Here is a 20,976-nt window from a genome sequence, read left to right on the forward strand (position 1 = left end):
TATTTACCATATTATTGGGCGCAAACGAGAAGGAAACTCAGTGAAGCAGCAAAGCGTAAGCGCACTGTATAAATTGGGCGAATCGGTAAAGGAAATTCGAGTTCAGCAGCGAGTCAGTTCTGTTGTGGCTGTGGTGTTGCTGGTTTTAAGTGCTTGGATTTTAGGCCAGTTGGTTTGGCAGCCTTTTATGACCGAATCAATCAATCCTTGGCAGCCAACGGTATCGGCAAAAAATTCCTCTCAATCCAGTTCATCCTTTGACCTTGCTGAAGTGCAAAACGGTCATCTTTTTGGTCAGTATCAAGAGCAGCGCGTAGTGGTTGAAAAACCGAAAGTGGAAGACGCGCCAAAAAGTCGCCTTAACGTTGTTCTTGTTGGGGTCGTGACAAGTACCAATGCAAATAAAAGTCTAGCGGTGATCGCCAATCGCGGTCAGCAAGCGACGTACGGCATCGGTGAAGTGATTGAAGGAACCCGAGCGAAATTGTATCAGGTGCAAACCGACCGCGTGATTATTGATAATGCTGGGCGTAACGAGACCGTGATGCTGGAAGGGTTGAAATACACCCAACCTCAAGCGCTTCCAGAGTCTAAGCCTCTCGCTCGTGAAGCTCAGGTATCAACAGATAAACTCGACCAAATTCGTGACGAGATTCGCCAAGACTCGAAGCAAGTGTTCCAGTACGTGCGTATGTCTCAAGTGAAGAACGATGGTGAAGTCGCAGGCTATCGTCTCACTCCGGGTAAAGACCCGATCTTATTTGAGTCAGTTGGCCTACAGCCAGGTGACATAGCGACACAGATTAATGGATTAGATTTAAAAGACTCAGCGACGATGGGCGTTATTTTCCAATCCTTGTCCGAAATGACTGAGTTAACTCTAACGGTTGAGCGCGATGGCCAGCCGTACGAGATATATATTGAATTATAGATAGCCGCGTTAATCGCTATCTTAATGAGGAGTAAAGTGTGAATCATTGGCTCAAAAAAAGCGTATGGCTTTTGGCAGGAAGCTTATTAACTTCGCCTAGCTTAGTCACGGCTAATGAATTTAGTGCAAGCTTTAAAGGCACTGATATTCAAGAGTTTATCAACATTGTTGGCCGCAACTTAGAAAAGACCATCATTGTTGACCCGTCCGTTCGTGGCAAAGTCGATGTTCGTAGTTACGACATGCTTACCGAAGAGCAGTACTACAGTTTCTTTTTGAACGTTCTTGAGGTCTACGGTTATGCGGTTGTCGAAATGGGCAACGGCGTGATTAAAGTCGTGAAGTCAAAAGACGCGAAAACATCGGCTATTCCGGTTGTCGGTGACGGCAAAGTGCAAGGTGACGCAGTGGTCACGCGCGTTGTGGCGGTCAAAAACGTATCGGTACGTGAACTCTCTCCTCTCCTACGTCAACTGAATGATAACGCTGGTGCGGGTAACGTTGTGCACTATGACCCGGCGAATATCATCTTGATCACTGGCCGTGCGGCGGTGGTAAACCGCTTAGCGGACATCATTAAGCGAGTTGACCAAGCCGGCGACAAATCGATTGAAGTAGTAGACCTCGCGAATGCTTCCGCGGCAGAAATGGTGCGAATTGTTGAAGCGCTGAGCAAAACCGACGCCAAAACCACCCCTGAATTTCTTCAGCCTAAGCTGGTGGCAGACGAGCGTACCAACGCAATTTTGATTTCTGGTGACCCTCAAGTGCGTCAGCGTCTGCGCAAGTTGATTAAACAGCTTGACGTTGAAATGGCGTCAAAAGGCAACAACCGCGTGGTGTATCTCAAGTACGCAAAGGCGGAAGACTTAGTCGATGTGCTGAAAGGGGTGTCGGATAACCTGCAAGCAGAGAAAACGCAAGGCGGGAATGTTGCGACGGCCAAGCGTGGTGAAGTGATGATCGCGGCGCATCCAGAAACCAACGCGCTCGTATTGACGGCGCCGCCAGATATCATGATCGCACTGCAAGACGTGATCGGTCAGTTGGATATTCGCCGAGCGCAGGTACTGATTGAAGCACTGATCGTCGAAATGGCCGAGGGTGACGGTATCAACCTTGGCGTACAGTGGGGCTCGTTGGAAACGGGGGCGGTGATCCAGTACAGCAACACCGGAGCACCAATCGGTCAGGTAATGGTGGGTCTGGAAGAAGCCGACGATCAAACCAGCACTGAATACTACACTGATAACAACGGCAACCGCGTACCTTACTCTGTGACTGAATCGGGTGACTACTCGACGCTGGCTTCCGCTCTTTCGGGTGTTAACGGTGCAGCATTGAGCCTTGTGATGGGTGACTGGACCGCATTACTTAGCGCGGTCGCAACTGACTCCAACTCAAACATTCTTTCTTCTCCGAGCATCACAGTGATGGATAACGGCGAAGCATCATTTATTGTTGGTGAGGAAGTGCCGGTTATTACGGGTTCTACCGCAGGTTCTAATAACGACAACCCATTCCAAACCGTTGACCGTAAAGAAGTCGGTATCAAACTGAAAGTGGTACCGCAGATCAACGAAGGTAACTCGGTCCAACTGGATATTGAGCAAGAAGTGTCAAACGTACTGGGTGCGAACGGCGCGGTTGACGTACGTTTCGCTAAGCGTCAGCTCAATACCTCGGTCATGGTCGAAGACGGTCAGATGATTGTGTTAGGCGGTCTGATTGATGAGCGTGCGCTGGAAAGTGAATCGAAAGTACCGCTATTGGGTGATATTCCGGTGCTTGGTCACCTATTTAAATCGACCAGCACTCAGGTTGAAAAGAAAAACCTGATGGTATTTATCAAGCCAACCATCATTCGCGATGGCGTGACCGCAGATGGTATCACACAGCGTAAATACAACTTCATCCGTGCTGAGCAGCTATATAAAGCCGATCAGGGCCTGAAGTTAATGGATAATGAACATATCCCGGTACTACCGCGCTTTGGCGATGATATCCGTCACCCAGCAGAAATTCAGGCATTCCTAGACCAAATGGACGAGCAGTAATGGCAATCGATGTAGCAACTTCATTTCGTCGCCTGCCGTTTGGCTTCGCTAACCGCTTTAATTTGGTATTAGAGCAAGCGGAAGACGGTTTGGTGTTGTCCTATGTCGCGCCATTGGCAGTACCCGCATTACTCGAAGTGCAGCGGATTGTTGGCAGCGGTTTTGCGGTTAACGAAATCGACAAAGACACCTTTGAAAAAAAACTGACCGAAGCGTATCAGCGCGACTCATCAGAGGCGCGCCAGTTGATGGAAGACTTGGGTGCAGACAGTGATGACTTTTTCTCACTGGCAGAAGACTTACCGCAAAACGAAGACTTACTTGAATCAGACGACGACGCGCCAATCATCAAGCTAATTAATGCAATGCTTGGCGAAGCGATCAAAGAAGGCGCGTCTGATATCCATATCGAGACGTTCGAAAAGTCATTGATGATTCGTTTCCGCATCGACGGTGTGCTGCGAGACGTGTTATCACCAAGTCGTAAGCTAGCCCCGTTGCTGGTCTCGCGCGTGAAAGTTATGGCGAGGCTGGATATTGCAGAAAAACGCGTCCCTCAAGATGGGCGTATTTCGTTGCGTATTGGTGGCCGCGCGGTCGATGTGCGTGTATCGACCATGCCGTCTTCACACGGTGAGCGTGTAGTAATGCGTCTGTTGGATAAGAACGCGACGCGCCTAGATTTACACAGTTTGGGGATGACCCAAGCCAACCATGACAGTTTCCGTTCGATGATCAGTCGCCCTCACGGGATTATCCTCGTGACCGGTCCGACGGGCTCGGGTAAATCGACCACGCTGTACGCGGGTCTGCAAGAGCTTAATAGCAACGAGCGCAATATTCTTACCGTCGAAGACCCGATTGAATTTGATATCGATGGTATCGGCCAGACCCAAGTGAACCCAAAAGTAGACATGACGTTTGCGCGCGGTCTGAGGGCGATTCTTCGTCAAGACCCGGATGTGGTGATGGTCGGTGAGATCCGTGACTTGGAAACTGCACAGATCGCGGTTCAAGCCTCGTTGACGGGTCACTTAGTCATGTCGACCTTACACACCAATACCGCTATCGGCGCGGTGACGCGTCTGCGTGATATGGGCATTGAGCCTTTCCTAATTTCTTCATCTTTACTCGGCGTGTTGGCGCAGCGTTTGGTGCGCACATTATGCCGCGATTGTAAGCAGCCTTACGAAGCCGATAAAGAAACCAAGAAACTGTTCAACGTTTCGCAGGATGAGCGACTGACTTTATACCGAGCGCACGGGTGTGAAAAGTGTAACCAAAAAGGTTACCGAGGCCGTACTGGTATCCACGAGCTACTGATCGTTGATGAGCAGGTGCAAGAGCTGGTCCATAGCGAAGCCGGTGAGCAAGCGATCGAGAGAGCAATTCGACAGAACACACCGAGTATTCGTGATGACGGTTTGTCGAAGGTGCTCACTGGCGTGACTTCTCTTGAAGAAGTCTTGCGAGTAACCAAGGAAAGCTAATGGCGGCGTTTGAATTCAAAGCGTTAAACGCAAAAGGTCGAACCCAGAAAGGCGTTATCGAAGGAGATAATGCTCGTCAGGTGCGCTTGCGCCTAAAAGAGCAAGGCTTGGTGCCGGTTGAAGTAACCGAAACACGGCAGAAATCCAACAGCCAGTCCTCGAATACTAACAAAGGCTTTAAACGTGGGATCAGTACGCCAGATTTGGCGCTGATTACCCGTCAATTAGCCACGCTAGTTCAGTCGGGGATGCCGCTGGAAGAGTGCTTAAGAGCCGTGTCTGAACAGTCAGATAAGCCCCGCATTCGTAGCATGATGTTGGCAGTTCGCTCCAAAGTGGTCGAAGGTTACACCCTTGCGGACAGTTTGGCGGATTACTCGCACATCTTCGATGACTTGTTCCGTTCGATGGTGTCGGCGGGGGAAAAATCCGGCCATTTAGACTCAGTGCTAGAGCGTTTAGCCGACTACGCAGAGAATCGGCAAAAATTACGCTCTAAGTTACAACAGGCGATGATCTACCCTGTGGTGCTGGTGGTGTTTGCGGTCGGTATTGTCGCCTTTCTACTTGCTGCTGTGGTGCCAAAGATTGTCGGCCAGTTTGTCCAAATGGGGCAGGAACTTCCGCAGTCAACGCAGTTCTTATTATCGTCCAGTGAGTTTATCCAGAACTGGGGGATCCAATTGCTTTTGGCGATCATCGCTTTGATTTACGGTATCAAGACGCTGCTTAAATCACCGGATATCCGCTTGAAATGGGACCGTAAAGTGGTGTCGATGCCGCTGATTGGTAAGATTTCCCGCGGGCTGAACACCTCACGATTTGCGCGCACATTATCGATTTGTACCTCGAGTGCGATCCCGATTTTAGACGGCATGAAAGTGGCGGTCGACGTAATGTCGAACCATTTTGTTAAGCAGCAGGTGATGACGGCGCGAGAAAATGTACGCGAAGGGGCGAGTCTGAGAAAAGCTTTGGATCAGACCAAACTGTTCCCACCGATGATGCTGCATATGATTGCCAGTGGTGAGCAGAGTGGTGAGTTAGAAAGTATGCTCACCCGCGCGGCAGATAATCAGGATGCGAACTTTGAGTCGACGATCAACATCGCCTTGGGTATTTTTACTCCGGCTCTGATCGCGTTGATGGCGGGTTTGGTGCTGTTCATCGTAATGGCGACCCTGATGCCAATTTTAGAAATGAATAATTTAATGAGTGGCTAAGGCGGTTAGCCTGAAACGCTCATCGTTAGTTTGTGGTTTGGAGAGAATAATGAAAATTAAAATGAAGAAACAATCTGGTTTTACCCTGTTAGAAGTCATGGTTGTGGTTGTTATCTTGGGGATTTTGGCGAGCTTTGTTGTACCTAACTTGCTGGGTAACAAAGAAAAAGCGGACCAACAAAAAGCGATTACTGACATCGTTGCTTTGGAAAATGCGTTGGATATGTACAAGCTGGACAACAGCGTGTACCCAACTACAGACCAAGGTCTGGATGCTTTGGTAACTAAGCCATCGAGTCCAGAACCACGCAATTACCGTGAAGGCGGCTACATTAAGCGTCTGCCAAACGACCCATGGGGTAACGACTACCAATACCTAAGCCCTGGCGATAAAGGGTCGATTGATATCTTTACCCTAGGTGCGGATGGTCAAGAGGGTGGCGAAGGTGCCAACGCTGATATCGGTAACTGGAATATTCAAGATTTCCAATAATCCATTTCTCGGACGTAGGGGCGGCTTTGGTCGCCTCATACATATGACGCCTAAGCAAAAGGGTTTTACCCTACTCGAGATCCTGTTGGTATTGGTGCTGTTGTCGGTTGCCTCCGTGGCGGTGATCGCCACCCTACCACAGAAAACGTCTGATGAAGCCAAGCAACAAGCGGTGGCGTTATACCATCGTCTGCAGCTTTTGAACGAAGAAGCGATTTTGAGCGGTAAAGACTACGGTGCTCGTTTTGACCAAAAGCGTGCCAGCTATCAGTTGTTGGCGTTAGGTGAAGAGGGATGGCAAGCGTTAGACGATGAACAATTACCAGAGCAGGTCACGTTACCCGACGGTTTGGCGCTCACGATGCAATTGGGGGGTAACGTTTGGAAAGACGAAGACCGCTTGTTTAATCCCGGTAGTTTGTTTGATGACGAGATGTTTGCCGAGTTAGAAGCCGAGAATAAAGTGCTGCCACCACAGGTATTTATTATGTCGAGTGGTGAAATTACCCCATTCTCTATTGCCATTTATCCGCAGAACTTGAGTGCGGACGAAGACGCGTGGCGTGTAGTGGCAAAAGAAAATGGCGACATCATTCTTCTCGCCCCAGGAGAGAGTGATGAGCAAGCGTAGGTCAGGTTTTACGTTATTAGAAGTACTGGTGGCGTTGGCGATTTTTGCCACGGCGGCGATCGCGGTGATTCGCTCGGTCAGCCAGCATATCAATACGCTGAGTTATCTCGAGGAAAAGACCTTCGCTTCGATGGTTGCTGACAACCAAATGGCCAAGGTCATGCTTTCTGAACGTAAGCCAACTAAAGTGAAGGGCAAAGAAGAACTGGCAGGACGTGAATGGTATTGGTCGGTAGAACCGGTCGATACCGCTGGTAACTTGCTGCAAGGTTTTGATGTCAAAGTCGCGGCGGAAGAAAAAGGCGCTTCGATCGTTACGGTAAGAAGTTATGTGGCGAAATAGAACCAGCCAGAAAGGCTTTACTCTGATCGAAGTCTTGGTGGCGATTGCTATCTTCGCCAGTCTCAGTGTCGGCGCGTATCAGGTACTCAACCAGGTACAGCGCAGTAACGAGCTTTCTTTAGAACGCAGTGAGCGACTAAAAAGTTTGCAGCGCGCACTGGTGTTTTTGAACAACGACTTTCGTCAAATGGTGCTGCGACAAACGCGTACCAATGGTGAAGAACCGTCGACGCAGTTGTTGCAATGGCAAGACTACCTGCTGGATTCAGACGCTAAAGGCGTGATGTTTGCTCGGGCTGGTTGGCACAATCCGGAGCAGCAATTTCCGCGTGGTGAAGTGACCAAAGTGGGTTATCGCCTCAAAGACCAACGCCTTGAACGACTGTGGTGGCGTTATCCGGACACACCAGCGGGGCAAGCACCGATCGTGATGCCACTGCTTAATGACGTCAAAGAGATCTCGATGCGTTTTTTTGATGGTAAAGAGTGGAAAGCTCAATGGGAAGCCCCCAATCAGCTGCCTAGCGCGGTATCGGTCGAGTTGGAGTTGGCCGATTATGGAAAAATTGAGCGCATTTACCTGATTTCTGGCGGCGCGTTAAAGATCAGCGAGGTGGGCGATGACGAGGGCTAAACCTCAACGCGGTGTGGCGTTAATCGTCGTATTGCTGCTTCTGGCGGTGATGGTCAGTCTTGCGGCCAGCATGGCAGACCGATTGTTCGGCCAGTTTAAGCGTGCATCGAATCAGCTTAACTATCAGCAAGCGTATTGGTACAGCATCGGTGTGGAAGCGTTGGCGAAAGTGGCAATTGAACAGAGCTACGAAGACTCAGACACTATTAATCTTTCGCAGCCTTGGGCGTTGGAAGAACAAACCTACCCATTGGATTATGGAACGCTGAAAGGTCAGATTCGAGATAAACAGGCGTGTTTTAACCTCAATGCTCTAGTGGCGGAAACCCCAAGCGCGGGTTCAGACCGATTGCCGTTTCTGGTCGAAACGCTGCAAAACCTGATGGAAGAGTTGGAGATCGACAACCATCAAGCAGAGGAAGCGTCGCAGTCGCTGTGGGAATACGTTGATATCAACAACTCGGTAGATTCAGTGTCAGGGGTGGAAGACAGCTATTACGAATCGATGTCACCGGCATATCTCGCGGCAAATACGTTGTTGGCCGATAGCTCGGAGCTTAGGGCGGTCAATCAGGTCTCCGGAGAAGTGATGACCAAGATCGCGCCGTATGTTTGCGCTTTGCCGACGACAGAGTTTCGCGTCAACGTGAACACGCTCCAGCCAGAGCAGGCGGAGTTGCTCAGCGCGCTGCTGCAACCGCACCTGAGTGCGCAGCAAGCCAAAGATATTTTGCAAAACCGTCCTTATGACGGGTGGGGTAATGTCGATGATTTCTTACGGGAAGGGGCGCTGGCCAATCTTGAACCTGACGTGCTACAGCCAATAAAAAGCTATTTGGCGGTAGACAGCTTATATTTTGAATTAGACGCAGAGATATTGGTGGACCAATCAAGGGTCCGCATCCGTAGTTTAATATTTAGTAATAATCGCAAGAACGCAACGGTAGTCAGCCGTCGCTTTGGAGGTATCGGTGAACGAGTTTCTGATCGTTCGACTGAGCAATGATACAAGCTCGGCCATTCAGTGGATTGTCTGGTCAGAACAGCAAAAGGAAGTGATTGCTTGTGGCGAACTGGCTGATTGGGATGCTGTGCCAGAGTTAGCCGCTTACGCCGAAAATCGCCGAACGTTAGTTTTGCTTTCTGCGTCTAGCTTAGTGTTGACTGAGGTAGAGATTCCAGCCGGCGCAAGCCGCCAATTTGAAGGCATGCTGCCATTTTTGCTGGAAGACGACTTAGCTCAAGATGTTGAACAACTGCATTTCTCTGTGCTGCACAAGGCATCGGGGCGCGCTCAAGTATGCGCCGCGGATAGTCACTGGGTGGAGACAGTACTGCAGACATTACACGCTGTCGGTTGTCAGGTGCAAAAAGTCCTACCGGATGTGTTGGCGTTACCCGAGCATTCAGGGATCAGCGCGGTTGAACTCGACGGGCAATGGTTGCTGAAAAAGAACGCTTACAGCGGTATCTCAATACCGAGTGAATGGCTGGCGATGATCGCCCAATCCGAGTGGGTCAAAGAGGGTGAAGAGTACTTACCTCTCAATGCTTATACTGCACTTCCTGAACTGGAGTTGGCCGAGGGTCAACAGTGGCAAAATGTTGAGCCGCAGCTTGTGATGCAAATGCTCGCCGAGCAGGCGGTCAGCAGTAAAATCAACCTGCTAACCGGCAGCTTTAAGCCTAAATCGTCGATTCTGCGTTACTGGAAAGTGTGGCAAAAAGCGGCGATCGCGGCGGTGGTGTTACTTGCGGTGATGATGATAGATAACGTACTGAAAATTAATCAGTATGAATCCCAAGCTCAAGCGTATCGCGCCGAGAGTGAGCGAATTTTCCGTCAGACTCTGTTTGGCAAGAATAAGATTCCTACCGTGAGCTACCTAAAACGCGAAATGGAGCGTGAAGCGGAGCGATTGTCGGGCAATGGTGGCGATGAGTCGCTACTGAAATGGATGGAAGGTTTACCGGCATTACTAAAGCAAGTTCCGACCCTTAATCTGACCAGCTTCAAGTTTGATGGCCCGCGTGGCGAAGTGAGGTTACAGGCACAAAGCTCTGATTTCCAAACGTTTGAAAAAGCGCGCGAAATACTGGCGTCTAAGTTCGTCGTCGAGCAAGGTCAGTTAAACCGTTCAGGGCAGCTAGTCAATGGCTCCTTTGTGTTGAAGCCATTGTGAGGTAGAGAAGATGAATTCATTAATGATGTCGCTGCAAAACTGGTGGAGTCAGATTAGCGCTCGCGAGCAACGTTTGGTCGTAGTGTGCGCGGTGTTGCTTGTGCTTGGTACGCTTTATTGGGGTGTCATTCAGCCGGTCTCACAGCGTGCTGAAAACGCGCAATTACGCATCCAAAGCGAGAAACAACTGCTCAGTTGGGTTCAGGACAAAGCCGACGAGATTGCCTCTTTACGTGGTCAGAACGGTCAGGTGATTTCAAACACACCGATGAATCAGGCCATCTCGTCAACCGCTGGACGCTTTGGCGTCGAGCTGATTCGCGTTCAACCGCGTGACGAGCAACTGCAAGTCTGGATCACGCCACTGCCTTTTAACCGTTTGGTTGAGTGGATGAGCTTTCTGCAGGACACGCATGGCATTTCTGTAACGTTTCTGGATATCGATAAAGGTGACCAAAGCGGTGTGGTAGAAGTTAAGCGATTGCAATTCACTAAGGGGTAATTGGGTGAAGAAAATCATTGTATTGAGTTTTGGTTTGCTGGTGGTATTCGTGGTTAGCGCCATTGCTCATCTTCCCGCGCAATTAGTGGTGAATAACGCGCCGCTACCCGCCCAACTGACATTGACGGGAGTGCAGGGTACGGTTTGGCAAGGCAGTGCTACCAATGTTCGTTGGCAGTCGATGAACTTAGGTCAGCTTCATTGGTCGTTAGCGCCAGCCAAACTGCTCACGGGCGCGGCCGAAGCCCAAGTTCGCTTTGGTCAAGGTAGCGATATGCAGCTAACCGGACGTGGCACGGTTGGATACCAATTTTCGGGGACGCCGTATTTAGAAAATGTCGTCGCGTCGATGCCAGTGGAAGAGATTATCCAGCGCGCACCAAACATGCCGATTCCTTTGGCGCTTGATGGTCGTGTGGAGTTGATGGTCAAACAGCTCAATTATGCAGCGCCTTTCTGCTCGAGTGCAGAGGGCAGCGTGGTGTGGAATACCGATAAAGTCGGCACACCGCTAGCGGATTTGACCGTCGGTCCTGTGATTGCAGACTTTACCTGTACCGACAGTACGATTAATTTGAACGCGTCGCAGCAGAGTGCTCAGGTGGAAAGTGCAGCAGAAGTGACTCTACAACCGAACTTTAGCTACCAGAGCAAAGGTTGGTTTAAGCCGAGTGGAGAGTTCCCGGCGTCATTGACTGAGCAACTACGTTGGTTGCCTGATCCCGATTCTTCTGGCCGTTACTCGTTTAACTACAACGGCCGACTGTAAAATCAAAGCGGGGTTATCTGCTGATAACCCCGTTTTGCTATTTCATCGCTGGGAAGCTGATTTGCACCCTCAACCCGCCACCGCTACGGTTGTTGACCACCACCGAGCCACTGTGCTGGCTGATGATACGTTTTACGATTGTCAGGCCTAACCCTGTCCCTTCACTGCCTCGCGCGGTGTCTCCACGGGTAAATGGCGCAAATAGCTTACCGATCTGGCTTTGTTCGATGCCCGGGCCATTATCTTCCACGCACACCCACACCAGTTTACTGTCGGCGGTAATCCCGGTGCTGACTTTGACCCAACCATTGCCGTAACGCAGCGCGTTAACCACCAAGTTGCTCACCGCCCGCTTAATCGAGATTGGGCTACCGAGCGTCATTTTCATCGGCTGGTGGAGTTCGGTTTCGATTTTAACCTCGTAGCCACCTTCAGACAGCGCAACGTCATTGGCGATCTCGTTGAGGTCGACTTCGACAAACGACTGTTTGTTGACCGGCTTGAGGTAGTCCATAAACTGGCTGATGATCTCGTTGCACTCTTCGGTATCGCTGATGATTCCCTCGGCCAGATAGCTGTCTTCAGGTGACATCATTTCCGTTGCGAGGCGAATTCGAGTCAGCGGGGTACGTAAATCATGGCTGATCCCGGCCATCAGCAGCGCGCGGTCTTCTTCCAGCGCTTGAATCCCTTTTGACATTTGGTTGAACGCGCGTGTCACAGAGCGAATCTCAGATGCCCCTTGTTCTGGTAACGGTGGTGGAATTTCTCCTCGGCCAACGCCCTTAGCGGCCTTTTCAAGCGCGATCAGCGGACGATTCTGTAAGCGGATGAACAGCCAACCGCCGGCGATGATCAGCAGCGCCATGATCAAACTGTTGCGAAACAGCGGCGCAAAGTCTTCTTCTTGCAATTCTGAAAGTGGAATGCGCAGTAGCGAGCCTGGCATGGCGTCGATCTTCATCCATAAAATGTAACTCTCAGAACCAAGCATCATCCGCACGTGCGTTGTGGAGCCTAACTCGTTGCTCATCTCCTCACTCATCAAGTCAATCGGTACCGCGTGATAAAACTCTTCCGCGATTTCGCTGTCTTCGCTGTGAATCGTCACGCCAAGCTGCTCAAGAACGCGGCGACGCAACGGACCATCCATATCCAGACCGTCTTCTAGGTTTGCCGAGTCGCTGAGCATCAGGTTGATCTCGTGGCCGAGAATCTTATTGAACTGCTGCAAACTTGGCATCACGGCGTAGTTGAACACCGCGTAATACGAGTAGACCTGACTGGCAATCAGTAGCGTGAGAAAAATGAAGATGGATTGAGTAAATGAGCTGCGAATGCGCATATCAGCAACCTTGATAACGGTAAAAACAAAAAGTGCGAGACCATGTCTCGCACCCTAGCATAATTCTGATTAGGCTTCTTTGCCGTCTGGGACGAAAACATAACCTAAGCCCCACACGGTTTGGATGTAGCGTGGCTTGCTTGGGTCAACCTCCAGCATCCGACGTAGGCGAGAGATTTGAACGTCAATCGAGCGCTCCATTGCCGAGTATTCGCGGCCACGCGCCATGTTCATCAACTTATCACGTGACATCGGTTCGCGAGCGTTGGTCACCAGTGCTTTGAGCACCGCGAACTCGCCAGAGGTCAGTGGCATCGGCTCGTCACCACGGAACATTTCGCGTGTGCCTAAGTTCAAACGGAACTCACCAAACTCCACCACCTGCTCTTCGCTGCTTGGTGCGCCAGGCAGTTCGGTGGTTTGACGGCGTAGTACCGCTTTAATGCGAGCCAGCAGTTCACGCGGGTTGAACGGTTTTGGTAAGTAGTCGTCAGCGCCAACTTCAAGGCCAACAATGCGGTCAATCTCGTCGCCTTTAGCGGTCAGCATCAGGATCGGCAATGTGTTGTTAGCGTTACGTAGACGACGGCAAATCGACAGGCCGTCTTCTCCTGGTAACATCAGGTCCAACACCATTAGGTGGAAGTTTTCGCGGGTCAGTAGGCGGTCCATTTGTTCGCTGTTGGCCACACTGCGTACCTGGAATCCTTGTTCAGACAAGTAACGCTCCAGCAACGCACGTAAACGCGCATCGTCATCAACGACTAAGATCTTGTGATTTTCTTGCATGTAATGATTCCACCTAATAACTATAATGGCGCTTTTGCGCTGGGCTTAGTGCCCTTTTTGACCAGTAGAAATGTAACACTGTTCTGACCAAAGTGGCGTAAAGAATTGTTAACGTTTATTTCCTTTTTAGCTAATGTATACGGTAGTTTCAATCCAGTAACGTCAGAAATATGAAAACAAACCTAATCACGCGTGAAGGCTTTGATCGGCTTAAAAAAGAGCTCGATTTTTTGTGGAAAGAAGAACGTCCAGAAGTGACCAAAAAGGTCACGTGGGCAGCCAGTCTTGGTGACCGCTCGGAAAACGCCGATTACCAGTACAACAAAAAGCGTCTGCGGGAGATCGACCGTCGTGTCCGCTACCTGCGTAAACGCCTCGAACAAGTCAAAGTGGTGGACTATTCGCCTCAACAAGAAGGCAAAGTGTTCTTCGGTGCGTGGGTCGAAATCGAAAACGAAGCGGGCGAGGTTAAATCGTTCCGTATAGTTGGCCCAGATGAAATCTACGGTGATGCGAAAGGCTATATTTCGATCGATTCACCAATGGCGCGGGCGCTGTTGCAAAAAGAAGTGGACGACGAGTTTAGCGTTAAGACGCCTGAAGGCTATAAAGAGTGGTTCGTTAACCGCATCGAATATAAGTAGCTTTATATCGCGGCCGTTTGCCCCCACATACTGATTAATACATTGATGCTTTCATGGCGTCATACATAAAACATACAAAGAGATTCAACGGATGAGCCAAGCTATCTGTCAAATGATTGCTCAAGAACTCAATGTTCGCGCTGAGCAAGTCACCGCTGTTGTTAACCTGATTGATGATGGGAACACAGTGCCATTTATTGCCCGCTACCGTAAAGAAGTGACGGGTGGTCTGGACGATACCCAACTGCGTAATCTAGACAGCCGTCTTTCGTACTTACGTGAACTTGACGAGCGCCGTCAAACCATCCTTAAGTCTATTGGCGAGCAAGGCAAGTTAACCACAGAGCTAGAAGCAGAAATCAACCAGGCGGACAGCAAAACACGTTTAGAAGACTTATACCTGCCTTACAAACCGAAGCGTCGTACCAAAGGCCAGATCGCGATTGAGGCAGGGTTAGAGCCGCTGGCAGATAAGTTGTGGAATGAACCACAAACAGAACCAGAGAGCGAAGCCGAGCGTTATGTTGACGTAGATAAAGGCGTTGCCGATACCAAAGCGGCGTTAGATGGTGCGCGTGCCATCATCATGGAGCGAATTGCTGAAGACGCCAACTTACTGGAAAAGATCCGTCATCACCTTAACCGCAACGCCGAGCTGGTTTCTCGTGTCGTGGAAGGTAAAGAGCAAGAAGGCGAGAAGTTTAAAGATTACTTCGAGCACAACGAGCCGCTGAGCAAAGTACCGTCGCACCGAGCATTGGCGATGCTGCGTGGTCGCAACGAAGGCTTCCTGACTCTGGCTATGAACGCAGACCCAGCGCAAGAAGAGGGCGTACGTCAATCGTACTGCGAAACCATCATCGCGGATCACTACGGTATCTCACTCAGCAACGCGCCAGCCGACACTTGGCGTAAACAAGTCATCAGTTGGGCGTGGCGCATCAAGGTATCGATGCACATGGAAACCGAACTGATGGGCGCGATGAAAGAGCGCGCGGAAATCGAAGCGATTGAAGTGTTTGCCACCAACCTGAAAGACCTGTTGATGGCGGCGCCTGCTGGGCCTCGCGCGACGTTAGGTCTGGACCCAGGTCTACGCACGGGTTCGAAGATCGCAGTTGTAGACTCGACTGGTAAAGTGCTGGCGACGGAAACCATTTACCCGCATCCACCACAAAACCAATACGACAAGGCTGCGCAAGTAGTCGCAAGTCTTGTGACCAAGCACAAGGTTGACCTTATCGCGATCGGTAACGGTACCGCTTCGCGCGAAACCGACAGTTTTGTTGCCGACTTAATTAAGCGCAACAACCTGAAAGTGCAGAAGATCATGGTCAGCGAAGCGGGTGCGTCGGTGTATTCGGCGTCCGAATTGGCGGCGAAGGAATTTCCAAATCTCGACGTATCGCTACGCGGTGCGGTTTCAATCGCCCGCCGCTTGCAAGACCCGCTTGCGGAGCTGGTAAAAATCGACCCGAAATCGATCGGTGTTGGCCAATACCAGCACGATGTCAGCCAATCTATGCTGGCGAAGCGCCTCGACGCAGTCGTAGAAGACTGTGTAAACGCGGTGGGTGTCGATGTGAACACCGCCTCGCCGGCGCTGCTGACCCGAGTTGCTGGCCTATCGAGCACCATCGCACAGAACATAGTCGATTACCGTGATGAAAATGGTCGCTTCGAAGCGCGTACAACGCTGAAAAAAGTCGCGCGTCTCGGGCCAAAAGCGTTCGAACAGTGTGCGGGCTTCTTACGTATTATGGATGGCAAAAACCCGCTTGATGCATCATCGGTTCACCCAGAAGCGTACCCAGTGGTGAAAGCGATAGCCGAGAAAAATCATAAGGACGTGAAGTCTTTGATTGGCGATACGGATTTCTTACGCGGTCTACGCGCGGTGGATTACACCGATGACAGCTTTGGTTTGCCTACGGTGAGCGACATCATTAAAGAACTCGACAAACCGGGTCGTGACCCGCGCCCAGAGTTCAAGACCGCTACCTTTGCCGATGGGGTGAATAAAGTCTCTGACTTGGAGCCGGGTATGGTGCTTGAAGGCGTGGTTTCCAACGTGGCTAACTTTGGTGCGTTTGTGGATATCGGCGTACACCAAGACGGCCTAGTGCATATCTCTGCGCTGACGGACCGCTTTGTTTCTGACCCACGCGAAGTGGTGAAAGCGGGCGATATCGTTAAAGTCAAAGTAATGGAAGTGGATGTGCAGCGTAAGCGAATCGCGTTGTCGATGCGTTTAACCGATGAGCCAGGACAAGATAACCGCCCACAACGCAGCTCTGCACCGCGTGGCCAGCAACGTCAGCCGAATCAAGCGGGTCGTCGACGCGAAGAGTCCTCGAACAGTGCGATGGGTGGGGCGTTCGCCGCTGCGTTTGCTAAAGCCAAGCGTTAACTATCACCGAGCTAAAAATACAAATCCCCGTGTTTTCTGAGAATCCACGGGGATTTTTTTCGGTATTTCCTAATTCTATATCGTCGAACATTAGGTACTACAACACCGCAATGACATCGGACGGCGTGTTCGGCGACACCGCATGGCCGTAGTGAAACTTAATCACGGTTCTGCGCTTTGCCATTTTGCCTTCCGTTATCGCCGCATCGATTATACGTTTGGGTAACCGAAAGCGCATCGCATAGCCTTTGCCCTGGTGTTGACTATAGCTTTCTAGGGCAAGCAGCTGGAAAATCCTCGCAAGAGTATCGTCTGGGTTCTCCTGGTAAGCAGCACTCACTTCATCGTGTTCACCGGTTTCATAGCTTGGATGCTCTGACGGATCCCAAGATGATTGTTTGCGCCTTTTATCGTCTGCTTTGACTTTTCGCTCAGCATTACTCTTGGCCAATGCCATGGTTGGAGTGACTGGCTCGCGGACTTTATTGTCGCGCGCGGCCTGCTCCGTCTGAACATTCACCGATGGGGCGATTAGCGGCACACTTACGTTCGTAGGTGATACGAGCATCGCTTAACCTCCTCGCTCCCAACCAGACGCTCTTCACGAATGTTTCTCTTCGCGTAAAGTTATCTAGTTCGTCTATATATCGACCAGCTTGGTGGAATATTTAGCGTCAATGGTGATTTTTTATGATGATATTTTCATAAAGCGAGTGATTTGCTGGCAGAACTCTTCAAACTCGGTCATAAACGGCGCGTGAGACGAGGCACTAAAGACGTAACTTTGGCTATCTGGCATTAGCTGGTCGACATCGGTCGCGACTTTGGCGGGAACGAGGCCGTCTAAGCGACCATAAAGGCGTAGTGTCGGTAGCGTCAGCGCGCTCAGCGTATCGCGATAGTCGATATCGGCTAACAATTGCAGCCCTGCGAGCAAGGATTTCGGGTTAGGCGTTGGCCGTGACAACACCGCTTTCTTGAGTGATTTCACGTCTTGACGTGCTGAAGGGCTACCCATGGCTTGCAGCGCCATGAATTGCTCGATGGTGCGCTGGAAGTCCTCGACCAGTTGTTCGGTGAAGGCGCTGAGTACATTGGGCTGAATGCCACGCCAAGGCCGTTCTGCGGCAAACTTAGGTGAACTCGCTACAGTGATCAGCTTTTCCACTCGTTCAGGGTGGTGCAGTGCAATGTGAGTGGCGAGTAGACCGCCCAAAGACCAACCAAGCCAAATCGCGTTTTGCGGCGCGTGATCGAGCACCAGCTCTGCCATATGTTCAATCGATTCGAAGTGAGAGTGGTGACTGTGGCCAAATCCGGGTAGGTCGACGACGTGCACGCGGAAGTCTTGGCTTAATGCATCAACCGTTTGTTGCCACACCGCGCCATTCATGCCCCAACCGTGCAACAAGACAAGGTCTTGTCCTTGACCGGTCGATTGCCAATAGAGTGGTGATTTTGAACTCTCACTTTGTGCCACTTTTTTCATCCTTTTGTTGCCAGTAACCGATGCACAATGCGGTATTGATATCGTGCGAGGTGGACATGTTAGCGCATTGGTTGAAGAAATACACAACGGACCTGTTACCCGCTCACTGCGAAGTGTGTCAGTTGGATATTGCGGCTGAGGCCGAACTGAGTTGGTTGTGTGAGCACTGCCAGCGCTATGTGGCTGAAAGTCCTCGCTGTTGCCGCTGTGGGCTCCCGACACCCACGTATGTTGAGGTGTGCGGTCGTTGTTTGGTGCAACCACCTAAGTGGCAGCACGTCTATTGCGTTGGTGGTTATCAGGCGCCGTTGTCGAGCTATGTTCATCGACTCAAATTCGAGCGTCAGTTTTGGCAGGCAGCCAAGTTAGCAGAGTTACTTGCACCAAGAATCTCTCAGCCAGCGGAGTTGATTACCTCGGTGCCGCTGCATTGGCGACGGCACTGGCATCGCGGTTTTAATCAAAGTGAGATGATCGCGCTTAATGTTGCTAAGCGGTTAGACCTTCCGTACCAGAAACTCTTTCAACGCATTCGAGCGACATCCCCACAACAAGGAAAAAATAAACGGCAAAGAGAGCAAAATTTGCGCGGCGCATTTAAATTAATTCAACCCGTTAACGTTAGCCACGTCGCGATTGTTGATGATGTGCTTACGACAGGGAGTACCGTGCGGCATTTATGCAAATTACTGCTTGATGCGGGGGTGAAAAGCGTTGATATTTACTGCATCTGCCGGACTCCTGAACCCTCAGAAAAAGACTAGAAAGTGAGTTTTCATCCGCAAGGGCTAGATCTTGCAAAAATCAGGAGTAGAATGGTGACTAAATAGCCTACAAATTTACTCAGGTATTCGTCGTGTCAAATCCTATTACTATTACAGAAAATGCTCAGAAGCATTTTGCTAACCTTTTGAGCCAACAGCCAGAAGGGACTAACATTCGTGTATTCGTAGTGAACCCAGGAACTCAAAACGCTGAGTGTGGTGTGTCTTACTGCCCACCTGAAGCGGTAGAAGGTACTGACACTGAGTTTGCGTTTGAAGGTTTCTCTGCTTACGTTGATGAGCTTAGCCTACCTTTCCTTGAAGACGCAGAGATCGACTTTGTGACGGACAAAATGGGTTCGCAGCTAACGTTAAAAGCACCAAACGCAAAAATGCGTAAAGTCGCTGACGATGCGCCGCTGATCGAGCGCGTTGAATACGTGATTCAAACTCAAGTCAACCCTCAGCTTGCGGGCCACGGTGGCCACGTAAACTTAGTTGAGATTACCGAAGAAGGTATCGCAATTGTGGCATTCGGCGGCGGCTGTAACGGCTGTTCAATGGTTGATGTGACGCTGAAAGAAGGTATCGAGAAGCAACTGCTTCAAGAGTTTGATGGCGAACTAACTGCGGTACGTGACGCAACAGAGCACGACCGTGGCGAACACTCATACTACTAACTCAGTGGGTGTTGAGTGAGTAACGTTTGAGAATCATAAAGGGTTGGCAGAAATGTCAGCCCTTTTTTGATTTCCAACCCTTGTTTTTTCTCATATATTAAGAAGATTCAACCTTGACTAAGGAGTAAGCGCGTGGCGAAAAGAACGCCGCCTGAAATATTGGCAAAAGAAACAGTGGCTCGTTCTCGATTATTTGCAATTGAAGCTCTCGACTTACGCTTTAGTAATGGTGAAGAGCGTACCTACGAACGTATGAAGCCGAGCGGTCGTAATGCGGTGATGATGGTACCGATTACCGAGCAAGGCGATATTCTGCTGGTTCGTGAGTATTCAGCGGGTACGGAACGTTACGAACTCGGTTTCCCGAAAGGGCTAATCGACCCAGGTGAGGAACCAAGACAAGCGGCGGATCGTGAACTCAAAGAAGAGATCGGCTTTGGCTCGCGTAAACTCACACCGTTGAAAGAAGTGGTGCTAGCGCCGTCTTATTTCTCCAGCAAAATGACCCTGTTTATCGCAGAGGATCTATACTCAGAACAGTTGGAAGGCGATGAACCTGAACCATTGGAAGTGGTCCGCTGGCCGTTAGCGCAAGCAGTGGAGCTACTCAACCATCTCGATTTTTGTGAAGCACGGAGTATCACCGCGCTATTACTCGCCCTACGCACATTAGAAGCATAACAAGAATAGGGGCGTAAAGGATTTATTATGCCGATGACACAAGACCTTTCCCATCATCTTAATGCAGTGATTGAGATTGCCCGATCTGCGGGGCAATTGATTCTCGATATTTACGAGAAAAAAGAGTACCAAGAGTTCACCAAAAGTGACGAAACCCCAGTCACCAGTGCGGATATTGCCGCGCATAAATTCATTGTGGAGCAGCTATCAGAACTGACACCGGACATTCCGGTATTGTCTGAAGAAGCCGCTGATATCAGCTTGGAAAAACGCTCGCAATGGGATCGCTACTGGTTGGTGGATCCGCTGGATGGCACACAAGAATTTATCGCCCGTAGTGGTGACTTTGCTACCATCATCGCGCTGATTGAAAACAACAAGCCGATCATGGGCGTGGTTTATGGCCCAGTTTCAGGCGTGACCTATTATGCGTATGCGGGGAAAGGGGCGTGGAAGATCCCGGATATGCACGAGAGCGTGCGTATCCATAGCCACAAGCACGACGGTCGTACTTCGCCAATTGCGATTGCGATCAGTCGTCGTCAAGACATCAATCGTATCACCAGTCGCATGAGCAGCGCGTGGAACTACGACTTGGTTCCATTGGGTTCTGCGGCGTTAAAAGCGTGCTTGGTTGCAGAAGGCGCGGTCGATTGTTATCTACGTTTAGGACCAACTGGTGAGTGGGATACCGCCGCGACGCAGTGCATTGTCGAAGAAGCGGGCGGGCGTATTTTAAGTACCCAGTTAGAGCCGTTGTCGTACAACGAACGCGACACCTTAGAGAATCCGAACTTTATCGTCCTTGGTGATGAAAGTCTGCCATGGGATGAGATTCTAAAAGTGAAAGACTAGGACTAGCCTAGCTCAGCTCAAGTTAATGGCTTACGTCATAAAGACAAAAAGGGTTGATACTGT

22 protein-coding genes are annotated in these 20,976 nt (G+C 50.4%); 18 read left to right on the top strand and 4 right to left on the bottom strand.

The features are described 5' to 3' along the window. Positions 1–40: 40 nt before the first annotated feature. The 12 genes from gspC to AKJ31_RS15230 are packed head-to-tail and all read left to right on the top strand — an operon-like array spanning position 41 to position 11,256. The gene (gene gspC / locus AKJ31_RS15175) at positions 41–931 is read left to right on the top strand and encodes a type II secretion system protein GspC (RefSeq protein WP_053409953.1); all 891 of its coding nucleotides are present in this window, start codon (positions 41–43) and stop codon (positions 929–931) included. 38 nt (positions 932–969) lie between these two features. Continuing rightward, entirely contained in the window at positions 970–2,988 is a 2,019-nt protein-coding gene (gspD, locus tag AKJ31_RS15180; protein WP_053409954.1) for a type II secretion system secretin GspD, read from the top strand. Next, positions 2,988–4,478, top strand: coding sequence for a type II secretion system ATPase GspE (gene gspE / locus AKJ31_RS15185; RefSeq protein ID WP_053409955.1), 1,491 nt, complete (start codon positions 2,988–2,990; stop codon positions 4,476–4,478). Before gspD ends, gspE begins: the two co-directional genes overlap by 1 nt. Next, complete coding sequence (gene gspF, locus AKJ31_RS15190) at positions 4,478–5,701, top strand: type II secretion system inner membrane protein GspF (RefSeq protein WP_053409956.1); 1,224 nt, start codon at positions 4,478–4,480, stop codon at positions 5,699–5,701. Before gspE ends, gspF begins: the two co-directional genes overlap by 1 nt. A gap of 49 nt (positions 5,702–5,750) precedes the next feature. After that, on the top strand, positions 5,751–6,194 hold the full coding sequence (gspG, locus tag AKJ31_RS15195; protein WP_053409957.1) for a type II secretion system major pseudopilin GspG: 444 nt from the start codon (positions 5,751–5,753) through the stop codon (positions 6,192–6,194). 43 nt (positions 6,195–6,237) lie between these two features. Continuing rightward, positions 6,238–6,825, top strand: coding sequence for a type II secretion system minor pseudopilin GspH (gene gspH, locus AKJ31_RS15200; RefSeq protein WP_053409958.1), 588 nt, complete (start codon positions 6,238–6,240; stop codon positions 6,823–6,825). After that, on the top strand, positions 6,812–7,168 hold the full coding sequence (gspI, locus tag AKJ31_RS15205; protein ID WP_053409959.1) for a type II secretion system minor pseudopilin GspI: 357 nt from the start codon (positions 6,812–6,814) through the stop codon (positions 7,166–7,168). Before gspH ends, gspI begins: the two co-directional genes overlap by 14 nt. Next, on the top strand, positions 7,155–7,802 hold the full coding sequence (gspJ, locus tag AKJ31_RS15210; protein WP_053409960.1) for a type II secretion system minor pseudopilin GspJ: 648 nt from the start codon (positions 7,155–7,157) through the stop codon (positions 7,800–7,802). The genes gspI and gspJ overlap by 14 nt, the downstream gene beginning before the upstream one ends. Continuing rightward, complete coding sequence (gene gspK, locus AKJ31_RS15215; RefSeq protein WP_053409961.1) at positions 7,789–8,808, top strand: type II secretion system minor pseudopilin GspK; 1,020 nt, start codon at positions 7,789–7,791, stop codon at positions 8,806–8,808. The genes gspJ and gspK overlap by 14 nt, the downstream gene beginning before the upstream one ends. Continuing rightward, entirely contained in the window at positions 8,774–9,985 is a 1,212-nt protein-coding gene (gene gspL / locus AKJ31_RS15220) for a type II secretion system protein GspL (protein ID WP_053409962.1), read from the top strand. Before gspK ends, gspL begins: the two co-directional genes overlap by 35 nt. Positions 9,986–9,995: 10 nt before the next feature. Beyond that, positions 9,996–10,487 carry a type II secretion system protein M gene (locus tag AKJ31_RS15225; protein ID WP_053409963.1) on the top strand — a complete coding sequence of 164 codons (492 nt, stop codon included), beginning with the start codon at positions 9,996–9,998 and terminating at the stop codon, positions 10,485–10,487. Between the two features lie 4 nt (positions 10,488–10,491). Then, positions 10,492–11,256 carry a type II secretion system protein N gene (locus tag AKJ31_RS15230; RefSeq protein ID WP_053409964.1) on the top strand — a complete coding sequence of 255 codons (765 nt, stop codon included), beginning with the start codon at positions 10,492–10,494 and terminating at the stop codon, positions 11,254–11,256. A gap of 37 nt (positions 11,257–11,293) precedes the next feature. On the opposite strand, the gene envZ is transcribed toward AKJ31_RS15230, so the two are convergent. Together envZ and ompR are read right to left on the bottom strand one after the other, a co-directional pair. Beyond that, positions 11,294–12,601 (bottom strand): two-component system sensor histidine kinase EnvZ, encoded by a 1,308-nt coding sequence (envZ, locus tag AKJ31_RS15235; RefSeq protein WP_053409965.1) that lies wholly within the window; start codon positions 12,599–12,601, stop codon positions 11,294–11,296. Between the two features lie 69 nt (positions 12,602–12,670). Further along, positions 12,671–13,390, bottom strand: coding sequence for an osmolarity response regulator transcription factor OmpR (gene ompR, locus AKJ31_RS15240; protein ID WP_053409966.1), 720 nt, complete (start codon positions 13,388–13,390; stop codon positions 12,671–12,673). Between the two features lie 170 nt (positions 13,391–13,560). Between ompR and greB the strand changes: the two genes are divergently transcribed. Next, positions 13,561–14,034: a transcription elongation factor GreB gene (gene greB / locus AKJ31_RS15245; RefSeq protein ID WP_053409967.1), complete on the top strand. Its 474-nt coding sequence runs from the start codon at positions 13,561–13,563 to the stop codon at positions 14,032–14,034. Between the two features lie 91 nt (positions 14,035–14,125). Continuing rightward, complete coding sequence (locus tag AKJ31_RS15250) at positions 14,126–16,444, top strand: Tex family protein (protein ID WP_053409968.1); 2,319 nt, start codon at positions 14,126–14,128, stop codon at positions 16,442–16,444. Between the two features lie 97 nt (positions 16,445–16,541). Here AKJ31_RS15250 and AKJ31_RS15255 read toward each other — a convergent pair whose 3' ends face one another. Further along, the gene (locus AKJ31_RS15255; protein WP_053409969.1) at positions 16,542–17,012 is read right to left on the bottom strand and encodes a hypothetical protein; all 471 of its coding nucleotides are present in this window, start codon (positions 17,010–17,012) and stop codon (positions 16,542–16,544) included. A gap of 120 nt (positions 17,013–17,132) precedes the next feature. Then, positions 17,133–17,933: a pimeloyl-ACP methyl ester esterase BioH gene (bioH, locus tag AKJ31_RS15260; RefSeq protein ID WP_053409970.1), complete on the bottom strand. Its 801-nt coding sequence runs from the start codon at positions 17,931–17,933 to the stop codon at positions 17,133–17,135. A 56-nt stretch (positions 17,934–17,989) separates the two neighbouring features. Between bioH and AKJ31_RS15265 the strand changes: the two genes are divergently transcribed. The 4 genes from AKJ31_RS15265 to cysQ all read left to right on the top strand — a co-directional run bounded on the left by AKJ31_RS15265 (position 17,990) and on the right by cysQ (position 20,913). Further along, complete coding sequence (locus AKJ31_RS15265; RefSeq protein WP_053409971.1) at positions 17,990–18,697, top strand: amidophosphoribosyltransferase; 708 nt, start codon at positions 17,990–17,992, stop codon at positions 18,695–18,697. A gap of 92 nt (positions 18,698–18,789) precedes the next feature. Further along, on the top strand, positions 18,790–19,377 hold the full coding sequence (nfuA, locus tag AKJ31_RS15270; protein ID WP_053409972.1) for a Fe-S biogenesis protein NfuA: 588 nt from the start codon (positions 18,790–18,792) through the stop codon (positions 19,375–19,377). Positions 19,378–19,509: 132 nt separating this feature from the next. Continuing rightward, positions 19,510–20,058: an ADP compounds hydrolase NudE gene (gene nudE / locus AKJ31_RS15275; protein ID WP_053409973.1), complete on the top strand. Its 549-nt coding sequence runs from the start codon at positions 19,510–19,512 to the stop codon at positions 20,056–20,058. Positions 20,059–20,085: 27 nt separating this feature from the next. After that, the gene (gene cysQ / locus AKJ31_RS15280; protein WP_053409974.1) at positions 20,086–20,913 is read left to right on the top strand and encodes a 3'(2'),5'-bisphosphate nucleotidase CysQ; all 828 of its coding nucleotides are present in this window, start codon (positions 20,086–20,088) and stop codon (positions 20,911–20,913) included. Positions 20,914–20,976 lie beyond the last annotated feature (63 nt).

This window comes from Vibrio hepatarius, from assembly GCF_001274785.1.
In the GTDB taxonomy this organism is placed as follows: Bacteria; Pseudomonadota; Gammaproteobacteria; order Enterobacterales; family Vibrionaceae; genus Vibrio; species Vibrio hepatarius.

What these genes read in the sequence shown, in the direction of transcription:
- cysQ (WP_053409974.1), top strand. Translation starts at nt 20,086, where the DNA reads ATGCCGATGACACAAGACCTTTCCCATCATCTTAATGCAGTGATTGAG.
- gspI (WP_053409959.1), top strand. Translation starts at nt 6,812, where the DNA reads ATGAGCAAGCGTAGGTCAGGTTTTACGTTATTAGAAGTACTGGTGGCG.
- gspK (WP_053409961.1), top strand. Translation starts at nt 7,789, where the DNA reads ATGACGAGGGCTAAACCTCAACGCGGTGTGGCGTTAATCGTCGTATTG.
- gspE (WP_053409955.1), top strand. Translation starts at nt 2,988, where the DNA reads ATGGCAATCGATGTAGCAACTTCATTTCGTCGCCTGCCGTTTGGCTTC.
- envZ (WP_053409965.1), bottom strand. Translation starts at nt 12,601, where the DNA reads ATGCGCATTCGCAGCTCATTTACTCAATCCATCTTCATTTTTCTCACG.
- bioH (WP_053409970.1), bottom strand. Translation starts at nt 17,933, where the DNA reads ATGAAAAAAGTGGCACAAAGTGAGAGTTCAAAATCACCACTCTATTGG.
- gspJ (WP_053409960.1), top strand. Translation starts at nt 7,155, where the DNA reads ATGTGGCGAAATAGAACCAGCCAGAAAGGCTTTACTCTGATCGAAGTC.
- gspG (WP_053409957.1), top strand. Translation starts at nt 5,751, where the DNA reads ATGAAAATTAAAATGAAGAAACAATCTGGTTTTACCCTGTTAGAAGTC.
- AKJ31_RS15225 (WP_053409963.1), top strand. Translation starts at nt 9,996, where the DNA reads ATGAATTCATTAATGATGTCGCTGCAAAACTGGTGGAGTCAGATTAGC.
- AKJ31_RS15255 (WP_053409969.1), bottom strand. Translation starts at nt 17,012, where the DNA reads ATGCTCGTATCACCTACGAACGTAAGTGTGCCGCTAATCGCCCCATCG.
- AKJ31_RS15250 (WP_053409968.1), top strand. Translation starts at nt 14,126, where the DNA reads ATGAGCCAAGCTATCTGTCAAATGATTGCTCAAGAACTCAATGTTCGC.
- gspH (WP_053409958.1), top strand. Translation starts at nt 6,238, where the DNA reads ATGACGCCTAAGCAAAAGGGTTTTACCCTACTCGAGATCCTGTTGGTA.
- ompR (WP_053409966.1), bottom strand. Translation starts at nt 13,390, where the DNA reads ATGCAAGAAAATCACAAGATCTTAGTCGTTGATGACGATGCGCGTTTA.
- AKJ31_RS15265 (WP_053409971.1), top strand. Translation starts at nt 17,990, where the DNA reads ATGTTAGCGCATTGGTTGAAGAAATACACAACGGACCTGTTACCCGCT.
- gspF (WP_053409956.1), top strand. Translation starts at nt 4,478, where the DNA reads ATGGCGGCGTTTGAATTCAAAGCGTTAAACGCAAAAGGTCGAACCCAG.
- greB (WP_053409967.1), top strand. Translation starts at nt 13,561, where the DNA reads ATGAAAACAAACCTAATCACGCGTGAAGGCTTTGATCGGCTTAAAAAA.